The 11,774-nt window shown below is 63.6% G+C and carries 13 protein-coding genes; 3 read left to right on the top strand and 10 right to left on the bottom strand.

What is annotated here, in order from left to right; all coding sequences use genetic code 11:
• Positions 1-92: 92 nt before the first annotated feature.
• Positions 93-635 (bottom strand): MarR family winged helix-turn-helix transcriptional regulator, encoded by a 543-nt coding sequence (locus BM438_RS12230; RefSeq protein WP_093634527.1) that lies wholly within the window; start codon positions 633-635, stop codon positions 93-95.
• A 252-nt stretch (positions 636-887) separates the two neighbouring features.
• Here BM438_RS12230 and BM438_RS12225 point away from each other — a divergent pair, with 252 nt between their 5' ends.
• Both BM438_RS12225 and BM438_RS12220 read left to right on the top strand, forming a co-directional pair.
• A complete protein-coding gene (locus tag BM438_RS12225) occupies positions 888-1,250 on the top strand; it encodes a hypothetical protein (protein WP_093634526.1) in 363 nt (120 codons plus the stop codon).
• Positions 1,251-1,495: 245 nt separating this feature from the next.
• Positions 1,496-3,061 (top strand): efflux transporter outer membrane subunit, encoded by a 1,566-nt coding sequence (locus tag BM438_RS12220; RefSeq protein WP_093634525.1) that lies wholly within the window; start codon positions 1,496-1,498, stop codon positions 3,059-3,061.
• A gap of 92 nt (positions 3,062-3,153) precedes the next feature.
• Here the strand turns inward: BM438_RS12220 and BM438_RS12215 are convergent, their stop codons facing one another.
• From BM438_RS12215 to gspG, 8 genes are all read right to left on the bottom strand, one after another.
• Complete coding sequence (locus BM438_RS12215) at positions 3,154-3,933, bottom strand: type II secretion system protein N (protein ID WP_093634524.1); 780 nt, start codon at positions 3,931-3,933, stop codon at positions 3,154-3,156.
• A 22-nt stretch (positions 3,934-3,955) separates the two neighbouring features.
• The gene (locus BM438_RS12210) at positions 3,956-4,459 is read right to left on the bottom strand and encodes a type II secretion system protein M (protein WP_093634523.1); all 504 of its coding nucleotides are present in this window, start codon (positions 4,457-4,459) and stop codon (positions 3,956-3,958) included.
• The gene (gene gspL / locus BM438_RS12205) at positions 4,456-5,877 is read right to left on the bottom strand and encodes a type II secretion system protein GspL (protein ID WP_093634522.1); all 1,422 of its coding nucleotides are present in this window, start codon (positions 5,875-5,877) and stop codon (positions 4,456-4,458) included. The genes BM438_RS12210 and gspL overlap by 4 nt, the downstream gene beginning before the upstream one ends.
• Before the next feature lie 28 nt (positions 5,878-5,905).
• Positions 5,906-7,264, bottom strand: coding sequence for a type II secretion system minor pseudopilin GspK (gene gspK / locus BM438_RS12200; RefSeq protein WP_234487711.1), 1,359 nt, complete (start codon positions 7,262-7,264; stop codon positions 5,906-5,908).
• A gap of 548 nt (positions 7,265-7,812) precedes the next feature.
• Positions 7,813-8,490: a PulJ/GspJ family protein gene (locus tag BM438_RS12195; protein ID WP_093634521.1), complete on the bottom strand. Its 678-nt coding sequence runs from the start codon at positions 8,488-8,490 to the stop codon at positions 7,813-7,815.
• Positions 8,468-8,884 (bottom strand): type II secretion system minor pseudopilin GspI, encoded by a 417-nt coding sequence (gene gspI / locus BM438_RS12190; protein ID WP_093634520.1) that lies wholly within the window; start codon positions 8,882-8,884, stop codon positions 8,468-8,470. The genes BM438_RS12195 and gspI overlap by 23 nt, the downstream gene beginning before the upstream one ends.
• A gap of 1 nt (position 8,885) precedes the next feature.
• Complete coding sequence (locus BM438_RS12185) at positions 8,886-9,440, bottom strand: GspH/FimT family pseudopilin (RefSeq protein WP_093634519.1); 555 nt, start codon at positions 9,438-9,440, stop codon at positions 8,886-8,888.
• Between the two features lie 30 nt (positions 9,441-9,470).
• Positions 9,471-9,935, bottom strand: a complete 465-nt coding sequence (gene gspG / locus BM438_RS12180; RefSeq protein ID WP_093634518.1) for a type II secretion system major pseudopilin GspG — start codon at positions 9,933-9,935, stop codon at positions 9,471-9,473.
• Between the two features lie 173 nt (positions 9,936-10,108).
• On the opposite strand from gspG, the gene BM438_RS12175 reads away from it, so the two are divergent.
• Positions 10,109-10,522 carry a type II secretion system protein N gene (locus tag BM438_RS12175; protein ID WP_093634673.1) on the top strand — a complete coding sequence of 138 codons (414 nt, stop codon included), beginning with the start codon at positions 10,109-10,111 and terminating at the stop codon, positions 10,520-10,522.
• A gap of 30 nt (positions 10,523-10,552) precedes the next feature.
• Here BM438_RS12175 and gspF read toward each other — a convergent pair whose 3' ends face one another.
• The gene (gene gspF, locus BM438_RS12170; RefSeq protein WP_093634517.1) at positions 10,553-11,770 is read right to left on the bottom strand and encodes a type II secretion system inner membrane protein GspF; all 1,218 of its coding nucleotides are present in this window, start codon (positions 11,768-11,770) and stop codon (positions 10,553-10,555) included.
• Positions 11,771-11,774: the final 4 nt, after the last annotated feature.

Here is an 11,774-nt window from a genome sequence, read left to right as displayed (position 1 = left end):
TCGCACCCTTCAAGCGGCGCGCATACATGCCGGATCATCCTCTGCCCAGACAGATATTTTCAAACGATGGCGCTTTCAAAAACGCCTCTTGGTTACTGTCCGCCGTGACCTGGCGGAGGCTCTTCGGGTGAGTCTTCCAGCGAGTCCTGCGATGGTCCGACGCCGCAACATGCGCTTCCTCCCGCATCGATCCCATTCGCAATAAAACGGCCGAGCAGGTCGAGCAGGGTGGCGTGGTCGGCGGCGGAAAATCCGCGCAACTGCTCATTCAGCACGGCGGCGCCCAGACTGGGCAATTGCTTCGCCGCTTCGTGGCCCTGCGGCGTCAGCTCGAGCTTGACCATCCGGCGGTCGGCGTCGCTGCGCGTTCGCACGATAAAGCCTTTCTTTTCAAGGCGATCGAGCAGACGCGTCATGGATCCGCTGTCGTATGACATGACGCGCGACAACTCGAACGGCGTGCTCGCGCGGTGCGCGGATAACACCAGAATCACGCCGATTTGCTGGGCGGTCAGTCCTAACGGTTTGACCGCGCGGTCCATCCGCTCGACCAGCACGTTTCGCGCTTTCGTCAGGTAATAGCCAAGACTCGATTCGAGGTGAATCTCGTCCGCGTTGTAAGGGCCGTCGGGCATCGTGTATCCGGGAACATCGTCGAGCAGAACGGATTCTAGCTGCCTAAGCAGACAAGTCAAATTTCATTTCGCGTCGTGCGAACGGCGCAAAAAACAACACCGCAGCCGCGCGCGAGCAAAGTATCTTGAAATTTAATTGCATAGTCAATATTATTATAGGCAACGAGTTACGCGCGACCCGCGCCACCCGAGACCATGTTCTGACCGATTGTCTGCACGCCGCGATGGCGCCGTGCCAAAAGGATTTCCCTGATGCTGTACCTCAAAAACACCCTTGGCGGCTTGAGCCGCTCCCTGACCGACTCCGCGCTGAGCAGCTTTCAAGGTCCGCATCGCTGGTGGAAACTCGCGTTGTTCGCCGTGCTGTTCGTGCTGCCCGGTGGATCGGTGGGCGTCGCGGTGTTGGCGTGGGTGGAGCATCGGCGAGGGCAGAAGGAGAGCAAGGTCGTCCCGGTGGAGTCGGCGGGGTCCGTCATTGCGACGGGGAGTGTCGTCGCGACCACCGCTGTTGCGGCAAGCCCGCTTGGCCCTTGCCAGGCACGCTCTGGCGCGCCGTGTCGTGCCGCTGCTGGCAAGCAGGCCCGGCAACCCACGTCATCGGATTCGCGCGTTTGATTCTCTAGTCGAGGGACCGGCCTTCGTTGCCTGTGCGGCGTTTTTCCGTCGCCAGCGGCAGCCAGGCCGGTAACAGCACGTAACCATCCCGACACGCTAAGTAACACACCTCCGCCTTCCCCCGCATTACCCTTTCAGTTTCCCGCGCCCAAGCGGTCCCATACGCTAACATTCCGGCAGAGCCATGATCTCGGCCGGCAGTGCCGCCACCGGCCGCACTGCGGCGTCCAGAAGGAATCCATTGCATGCAGTTTGAACGAATCTCGCGCGCGCGGACGCTTGCGCCCCGCGCCCTGACTATCGCGGTTGCCGCGGCCCTCGCCACCGTGCTGGCCGGTTGCGTGGTCGGCCCCGACTACAAACGGCCCGCGGCCGAGATCCCCGCGTCCTACAAGGAAGCCGCGCCAGGCTGGAAAGTCGCCCAGCCGGCCGATCAGCACGACCGCGGCGACTGGTGGACCATCTACCAGGACCCGCAACTCAACGCGCTCGAAGACCAGCTGAACGCGTCGAACCAGACCATCGCCCAATTTGCCGCCGCCTATCGCCAGGCACGTGCGCTGGTGGGCGAAGCGCGCGCGGCCTATTTCCCGACCATCGGTGCATCGGCAGGCGCCACGCGCTCCGGCAACGGTTCGTCGTCGAGTGGCAATTCGACCGTCTCAAGCCGCTCCAGCGTCAGCAACAGCTTCAACGTGCAACTCGACGCAAGCTGGGAGCCGGACCTGTGGGGCTCGGTCACGCGTTCGGTCAATTCGCAGAAAGCCGGCCAACAGGGCGCCGCCGCCGATCTGGCGAATGCGCGGCTGTCCGCCCAGGCCACGCTCGCGCAAACCTATTTCTCGCTGCGCGCGCTCGACTCCACCCAGAAGCTGCTCGACGACACCGTCGCGGCCTACCAGCGCTCGCTGCAGCTCACGCAGAACCAGTACGCGGCCGGCGTCGCCGCGCGCTCGGACGTGATCCAGGCGCAAACGCAGCTGCAATCGGCACAGGCGGCGGCAATCGACAACGGTGTGCAGCGCGCGCAGGACGAGCACGCGATCGCCGTACTCGTCGGCGAACCGGCCTCGACCTTCTCGATTCCGCCGATGCCGCTCACCGCCACGCCACCGGCCGTGCCTGAGCAGATGCCGTCGGCGCTACTCGAGCGGCGCCCGGATATCGCATCGGCCGAGCGCAAGGCAGCGGCGGCGAACGAACAGATCGGCGTCGCGATTGCGGCGTTCTTCCCGACGCTGACGCTGTCGGCCACGGGTGGCTTCGAGAATTCGGTGTTCTCGCAATTGCTGACCGCGCCGTCGCGTTTCTGGACGCTCGGCCCGCAACTCGCCGCCACGATCTTCGACGCCGGCCTGCGTGAAGCAAAGACCGAAGCCGCGCGTGCAGCCTACGACCAGAACGTCGCCGCGTACCGTCAAACGATTCTGACCGCGTTCCAGGACGTCGAAGATAATCTCGCCTCGCAGCGCATCCTCGAACAGGAAATCGTCGTGCAGCAGCAGGCGGTGGATTCAGCGCGTCAGGCGCTGGCCATCGTCACGAACGAATACAAGGCGGGTACGGTTGGCTACGTCAACGTGCTGACCGCGCAGACCACGGCCTTCCTGGCTGAGCAGAAGCTGGAGAACATCGCCGGGCAGCGGATGGTGTCGTCGGTGGGTCTGGTGAAGGCGCTCGGCGGCGGCTGGGACGTGGCGCAAATGAACCGCGAAACGGGCGATATGGCGGCGCCAGCACCGCAGCCTGCGGCGTCGGCGACGCCGGTGGCACAAAGCAGCGCCGCGCCGCAACCGGCGCAGAGCAACTAGGCAAAGAACTCGCCCGGGTAAGGCAAAGCAAAAGAGGCATGGCCGCGAAATGCAGCCATGCCTCTTTTTTTTACGACCCGCGGCTCAGCGCCTCAGTGCACGAACGTCAACGCGACCGTGTCCGGTCCGCTTGGCCGGCCCAACAGATTCAGCAGTCCCGCGAGGTTGTCGCGTGCTTCCGGGGCGGCGCTGGCTGTCCCACGAAACGATGTCGAGACGGCCGACACTGTGCCATTGCCGGTCAGCATCAATGGCCCCTTGAGAGTCGTCAGATCCAGCGTGGACGACACACCCTGCGCCTGGAACAGCAACCGGTAAGAACCCAGTGGCTTGACCAGCGAGACGCGCGAACTGACGTCGTTCAGGGTCACGGTCAACTGACCGAACGCTTCCTGATTGAAGCTGCGCCAATCGGACCATGCGAGGCGCACGTCACCTTGCAGATCGAGCGTATTGAAAGGCGCGCCGAGGCCGCTCAGCAACGAAGCCGGCACCGCCAACGCACCCGGCGTGATGGTCGCGCTGCGCAGGGTCGCATCGACGGTGATCGGGTCGGGCATCGCTTCGCTGTGCCGCATGGTCATCCGCACACGGCCGGTGAAGAGCGGCCAGAACGCCGTGTGCCATTCGATTCGCCCCGGCAGCAGGGTCGCCGCGCTCATGTCGGAACCGGCGGCGAGCATCAGCGTGGCCGAGCCGTGCCACAGTGAGCCGGTCGGATTGACGAGATTGACGTGGCCATGCGTTTGTCTGCCGAACTGCGGCGTGATCCATGCGGCCGGCAACAACGTGAGCATCACGACTGCGTTCGCCAGCAGCGCGACCGCCAGCCAGGGTAGCGCGACGCGCAGGCGCCGCATCCAGTAAGTCATGCGAAATCCTGTAACGGCGCGGTCATTTCGCGGTAGACGGCTGCATCGACGCTGTCAGATCCACCTGGCCGTCTTCCTTGAGCGCGGTCACGTGCGCCTCGGCGACCTGGACCTTGAACTGCTTGCGCGCATCGTCGACCCAGCTCGTCCACGCAGGGAACGCCACGTTCTTCATCTGGATCTGCACCATGTTGCCGATCACCTGCACCTGGGTCGCGGCGAGGCCGTGATCGCCGAGCGAGGCGGTGAGCGCGTCCTTCAGCGCCGCGCCGGTCGGTGCAACACCTTGAGCCGCGGCGGAGAGCTGGCGCGCTTCGTTCGCCTGCGCGGTCATCTGCGCCAGCTGACGCTGCAAGCTGGGCAGCGATTCACGCAGATGCGCGCGGCCGTCCTGTGCCGGCGCCCACAGCACCGACCATGCAATTACGACAGCCAGCACCCCGCCGCCCCATGCCAGTAGCGTTTTTTCGCGCTCGGTGCGCTGGTCCCAGAATCCAGCCCAGCTTTGGGCAAGTTCAGCTTTCATTGTCCGTTCCTGATGGTCCACTTGCCGGTATTGCTGTCGATCGCGCCGGTCAGGCCATTGCGCGCGAGACGTTTGGCGAAATCGGGGTCGAGTTTCACCTCGGGCTTGAAGGTCACATCGAGACGCCGGTCGTGATAGTCGAGCGCGGCGATGCCGTTGACCGGCACCGGCGCCAACGAACGCGCGAGGCCATCGGCGAGCGACAGGAAATCGTCCGGTGACAACTCACCCGCAGCCACCCGCAACTGTTGCAACTGGCGCGACATCTGGTCGGGCGCATCGAGCACGACCGTCGTCTTGGGGAAAGCGTTGAGGAGCAGCTCGGTCATCTGCGTGTTGATTGCGTCGCGCTGACGCGCGAGCATCAACCACTGCACGTTCGCGCCGATAATCGCGATCACCAGCGCGGCGACCGCCAGCGCGACCGGCAGGCGCAGACGCCGCAGCGTCGCGCGGTCGAGCCGCCACGGCTGCGAGGCGAACTCGAACTGACACAGGTCGAAACGGCACTCCAGCGCACGGCGGGCGAGTTGCTCGAACGGCAGCGGGCTGGCCCCGTGGATATGGGCCGCGAGCTTCGCCGGGCTGGTCGCCGCGAGACTCGGCTCGTTGCCGGGCACTTCCGTCAGCATGTAGAGCGAAATCTGCGCCGCACCGGCAAGCGCGCTGAGCGTCGCGTTCACAGAATTAGCCGGCACGGCCAGCCCTTCGCCCTGCACGCCGCGCGCGATCGCCAGTTCGACGCGCGGTGTGCCACTGACCGGCGCGCTTTCGATCTCACTCCCAAGCAGCAATGCGGGCGCGGTCTGGACGACGGCGCCGAGCACGGCCGCCACCATCGGCACCACCGACGCGACGCCAGGCGCCATCACCGGCGCCACGCCCGGCAGCGATGTTGCCACGCTCGCCGAGTCCGCCATAACCGGCTCGCCCGCGTTGACCATTTCCGCGACTTCGGCGGGCGTGTCGAGCGCGACGGCTTGCGGCAGACAGCGCGTAACCGGCACGGCGCGCACGCTGCGGTGACCGGCGGCGGCAAAGGCCTCGCAGATGAACCGGAACCAACCGCGGTCGATGATCGCGAGCAACTGCCGGCCGCCCGCGACCGGTTGCGGATCGACGGCGATGTGACAGGTTTGCGGGTCCTGGATCAGCTGATCCTCGACGACATTCGGCAGCGCCTGACGCAATCTCGGACCGCGCAAGGGCGGCAGCTTGGCGGGCATCATCAGCAGGTCGCGGGCGGCGACCATCAGCACCGTCGACGTAGCGCGCGGCAGCAGCGCGAGCGCCGAGCGGCCCGCGCGTTGGGTGCGGCCCGACTTGTCGAGCAGCACGAACGGCAACTCCGGCAGTTGCCATTCCTGCGATGGCACCGCCGGATCACGCGGCGGCAGTAGGACGATCAGTGTGCTCAAAGGCCACTCTCTCTGGGAAAGGCGTTATTCATAGTTGGTCTTGTACCCGCACGATACGCGTAGTGTGAGTCAATGCGTCGCGATAGACGAGGGTCGTGCGGTCCACTTCCGCGCGTTCGTGCTGCACGCGGCCGTGGATCAGAAAGTAGTTCGTGTTGACATCCATTTGACTCGGATCGATCCCGACCGAAGGTACGCCGGCGCCGCTCAAGGCGAGTTGCACGTCGCTGACGTTATGGAAAAACACTGTCTGCCGACGCGCGACGAAGGCTTGCGCGGCGGACAGGTTCATCCCCGGCACGATGGCCGCGATCACTTCGGCGGAGGCCGTATTCATGTTGACCGCCGACACCGTGGGCAGCACGGTGACGAACGGCCGCAAGCGCGCGACCATTTCCGGCGTATAGCCAGGAATATCCAGCAGCGAATCGACGCTGGTCATTTGCAGCGGCGCGACGGCCGCGTTGTCGTCGCCGTCTTCCATACCGGGTTTGTCGGTGAAGCTGCCGCTCGTGGCGCCGCCACCCGTGCTGATCGGGGCTGCCGGCGCGCCGGTAGTGGACGTAACGGTCTGGAAGCGTGTTGCCGATTGACCGAGGCTCGCGCGCATCTGCACTGCAGTGTTCTTTGCCAGTTGGCTATTCACGCCGAGGGATACCAGCAGGCGCTGATAGGCGCCGATCTGCTCCGTATTGATCTGCATGACGCCCGGCGCGGGGCTCGAGACGAGATTACGGAGGTTGAATTTGGCCTGAGCGTCTTCGATTGAACCTGAGAGATAGGTTGCCTGGCCTTGGTCGGCTCTGACTTCGCCGATTTGCCCGAGGAAATCCGACAGACGGGTTTTGGCAATGGGGACGCCCCATAGGCCGCCCAGGTAGGTGATGCCTGCTGAGGTGTCGCCCTCCGAGCGGAGGATCAGGCGCGTCCAGTCCAGCGCGCCGCGGGCGACCCATTGCGCCTGGGAGAGGAGGCGTTGGTTTTCGATCCTTCGGATTTGGACTTGCTGGCGCCAGAGCATGCCCGAAACTAGGATCGCTGATAGCGCGACTACTAGTAGGGCACTGATGATGGCTGCTCCGCGTTGGGTTGCCTGCGCGGCGCTTCGGTGTTTGCCTACGGCGTTGGTCTTTGCTCGGCTCTTTTGCCTGCTTTGCGCTTTTGTCAGTGTTCTTAGGGTGTTGGCCTTTCCTTGTTTTGCTAGTGGTCTATTAGCGTTGCCCCTGTGCGGGGCGGCACCTACTTTTCTTTGCCGGCTGCAAAGAAAAGTAGGCAAAAGAAAGCAGCTCAAACCGCTAATGCTAAGCGGGAACCGTAGCTCAGAACCGCCAGTGGCTCCGTGGAATCTGTGTTCTCTCACATTCGGCGTCAGTGACAAGGGCGTCATACTTCCAGCGGCGCTACGCGCGCCGAAGAGTCGTTCTGAAAACCAGGGGGCGGGTTTGTTCGCTTCGGGAGCCGTCGGCTTCGCCTCGGCGAGGCGCCTGACTGGTTGGTTGCGCGTTGCATGCGCGACCCAAGCGAAAGACAGCAATTGCGAGTGGGGTGGGACCAAGTGGACCACTGGTTTATTGAATTGCTCTTCCGGCGAGCACGCAGTGTGAGACGGGAGGTATGACGCCCTTGTCACTAGCGTATGGAGGTGCACGAACACAGATTCCAGATGCACCACTACCTGTTGCAGGCTACGGTGCCCACTTAGCATTAGCGGTTTGAGCCGCTTTCTTTTGCCTACTTTTCTTTGCGGCGGCAAAGAAAAGTAGGTGCCCCCCCGCACAGGGGGAACGCTAATAGACCAAAAGCAAATCAAGGAAAGGCCAACACCGCAAGCGTGCAGACAAACCCGCCAGGCAAGCAAAGAAGACAAAACCGAAAGGCACGCGCGCACGCGCCCAAACCCAGAGCGTCGCGGAGACAAAGAAGAGAACCTCATACTCATTCTCCGACGAGAAAAACCCGCGTTACAGGCCGCGCCAACGACTTAGCCCCCACACTCACTTCCAGCCCAGTCACCGACCGCGGCAGCGGCGCATTCCCCAACTGGGGCACCTTCAAATTATTATCGTTCTCCGTAATCGCACTCTGCACATCCTTCATCTGCGTGGTCCAGCCAACCTTCGGCACATACAGCCGAGCAGAAATAGCCCCGACGCCCCCCATCAAAGGTACCGCCGTCCAGCCATTCCCCTCACCACCACGCAGCGCACCCCGCAACTCGCCCACATTCCCCAGCGGCGGCGACGCATACCGCACCACGCGCCCCTCGGATATGCGATACCTCACCACCTGCAAGCGCGGCGCCGTCCCCGGCAATACCATCTCCCGCACGATCTGCAGCACGTTGCCACTAACCGATACGGCCGCCTGCCCGGACTCATCATCCGATGCGGCCTGCCGCGCGTCGATCCGCATCTGGTCGAACAGCTGCGCAAAGACGCGCTCGTCTTCCATCGCGTTCGTGATCGTCTGCCGGCCACGAATGATCTGGTCCAGCCCGCGCCACGACAGCACGGCAATCACCGCCATGATCGCGATCGCGACCAGCAACTCGATCAGCGTGAAACCACGCGCGCCCGATCGGCCGCGGCGCTCAGAGCGAACGGTTGTTTTCATTCGCGACCACCGTGACCATCTGGGCGAGATTGCCGGAACGCCCCGGCGTCGTCACCATCACTTCCACCCGACGAAACACCGGATTCGGCGTCGCCGTCACATGCTCGGTACAGATCAACTCCAGATTGCCCTGCGAGCAGTCAAAACTCGTCGAGCCAACGTTCGGCCAGCCATGCGTCAAATGCAATTGCGCGAGCGTATTGTCGGCGCTCCATCCCGCCAGCAGCCGACGATGCAAATCGGCTTCGCCGCTCGCCAGACTCCCCACCGCGCGCAACGACGCCGCCAACGCGATCGCGATGATCGCCAGCGCCACCAGCACTTCGATCATCGTAAAACCGCGCTCTGCGTCGTGGACCATCTCGCGAGCGCCCTTATTCCTGCAACGACGCATCTCAGTGCACCTCATAGCGGCCATTGCCGGTGCCGATGATCGTCGCGCGCCCCGCGGCAGAAAACAGCGTGATCTGCACAGGTACGTCGATCGCTTCCGTGCCGAACACGACACGGCTCGGGTGCGAGTCCGACCCCGGGTAATCGATCGTGACGCCAGTCACACCACCTTCCCAATTGCGCGGCCCAAGCAGGTCGTCACGCAGCGGACGCCAGCCGTCTTCGGTACGCAGATCGAAGCGGAAGCCGCCGTCGAGCGGCTGCCATGCGATCGGTCTTGCGCGCACCTGCGCTTCGTCGCCGGCCGACTCGAACAGCAGCGCGAGACGCTGCGCTTCTTCGTTCAAATCGGTGCGCGGGTTGCGCGTCATCGTCAGCGCGGTCAGCGATACCAGAATGCCCGCTATCACCAGCACCACCATCATTTCCAGCAGCGTGAAACCCGCCGCACGCTTCCGACGGCCTGCGCTGAATTCACGCGCGCCGGCGCACGCCGTGCCCGGCAGCGACGCCGCACACGGAGTGTCCACACGGGACTTGCAAGCAGACAGTCGCATAGTGCCGGCCACGAACGATCAACTACCCGTCTATTGCCACGACCCTACGTCGGCGTCATTGCCTTCGCCGCCCGCTTTACCATCGGCGCCATAGCTGAAGACGTCGATCTCGCCATGCACGCCCGGGTTCAGATACTGATAGCTATTGCCCCACGGATCGTTCGGCAGACGTTCGAGGTAGCCGCCGTCCTTCCAGTTGTTCGGCACCGGGTCCGTGCTCGGCTTTTCGATCAGCGAGCGCAAGCCTTGCTCCTGAGTCGGATAACGGCCGTTGTCGAGACGGTAGAGTTTCAGCGCCTGCATCACGGTGCCAATGTCCTGCTTGGCGGCGACACGCCGCGCTTCGTCCGGACGGCTCATGATTTTCGGCACGATCAGCGCGGCCAGAATACCCAGAATCGCGATCACGACCATGATTTCAATCAGCGTGAAACCGCGTTGACGACGGCTGCGCGGACCCGCGATTTCATGACGGCGAAGGGTCGACAATTGCATAGCTTGCTACCTCTTTTCAGGTGAAATTTCGATCGGGCGGAATTCGCGCGCCAGGCAATCAAGATGCCATTGAACACGCCCGGCCGGTCATTTTAATGTCATGTTCTTGAAGGGTTGCGTGAAACCGCCAGGCACCCCAACGCAATTTTCACAATAGTCCGTACAATATGCGCATGAACGCTATCCAAATCCGCCTTCTGTCGCTCGCACTGTTCGCCGTGTTCTGCGCGACGCTGACCTACTGGGTCATCACGATCTCCACGACGTCCGGCGCGCCGTTGCCCGCCGCCGCCGCGCATACGCAGGTCTCGACCGATCAGGCTGCCACGCTGTTCGGCGGACAACTCACCCGCAGCGCGAACCAGGATGTGCATCTGTTCGGCATCCTCGCTTTGCGGGAAGGCGCCGCGGCCATCGTCAGCGTCGGTGGCGAACCGCCGCATGCTGTGTCGCTCGGCAGCGCGCTCATGCAAGGCGCCAAACTCTCCGAAGTCCGCGCCCGCTCGATCATCATCGACCGCAATGGCGCGCATTCCGAAGTGTTCCTGCCGGCCAATGCGCCAGGTCCTACCATCTACGTGCGCTGACCCAACCGGGCGTTCTGCCCGGTTTCCGCATTACTGCACCAGGTTGTTCAACTCGATGATCGGCAGCATCACCGCCAGTACGATCACCAGCACCACGCCCCCCATCGCCAGAATCAGCAACGGCTCGAGCAGGCTCGTCAGGAACATCGTGCGACGCTCGAGCTCACGTGCTTCGCCGTCGGCCGCGCGATCGAGCATGGTCGTCACGTCGCCGGTCGCTTCACCGGAACGGATCAGGTGAACCAGCACCGGCGGAAATGTCTTCGTATTGCCGAGCGCGCGCGATAAGGACGTGCCTTCGCGCACACGCACGATCGCATCGTCGATGTTCTCGCGCATCGCGACATTGCTGAGCGTTTCGGCTGCGGCTTGCAATGCGCGCAGGATCGGCACACCGGCCGCCGTCAGAATGCCGAGCGTGCTGGCAAAGCGCACAGTGTTGTAGCCGCGCACGAGTTTGCCGAGCAGCGGGGCGGTCAACAGCCACCGGTCGAACGCGAGGCGCGGGCCGGGCTGCTTCAGGATCGAGCGCACCAGATACACCAGCACGACCACGCCGATCAGCATCGCCCACCACCAGTGCCGCACGAAACCGGACAGCGCCATCATCATGATGGTGAGGATCGGCAGTTGCTGTTTGGTGCTGGCAAACACGTTCACCACTTGCGGCACCACGTAGCTCAACAGGAACGTGACGATACCGAAGGCGATCAGCGTCACGATCGCCGGGTAGGTAAACGCGAGCACGATCTTCTGCTTGAGCGCGTTGCGTTGCTCGATGTAGTCGGCCAGACGCGAGAGGACGAGACCGAGCTTGCCGGTATGTTCACCGGCGGCCACCAATGCCCGATAGATCTCAGGGAAGTCTTTCGGATGCTGCGTCAGCGCGTTGGCGAGCGAATGGCCGCCGAGCACTTCCGCACGAATCGACGCCATCAGCTCGCGGATGTAGTCGCGCTCCGATTGCTCGGTCAATACCGATAACGCTTCATCGAGCGGCAGACCGGCAATCAGCAGGCTGGCCAGTTGCCGCGTGAGAATCGCCTGCTCGCGCTGCGACAAACGCCGTCCCAGCGACAAACGTTGATTGCGCTCACCACGTGTGCGCGTCGCAGCCGGTTCGACGACGAGTGGCGTCAGTCCCTGCGAACGCAAATTGGTCCGCGCGCCGCGCGCGCTGTCCGCGTCGAGCACGCCTTTTTGCGCTTTGCCCGCCGCATCGATTGCTTCGAAACGAAATGCCGGCATGCGC

Source organism: Paraburkholderia aspalathi (genome assembly GCF_900116445.1).
Taxonomy (GTDB): Bacteria; Pseudomonadota; Gammaproteobacteria; order Burkholderiales; family Burkholderiaceae; genus Paraburkholderia; species Paraburkholderia aspalathi.
Note: the sequence above shows the minus strand (reverse complement) of the source record. Positions and strands in the feature narration are given on the sequence as shown.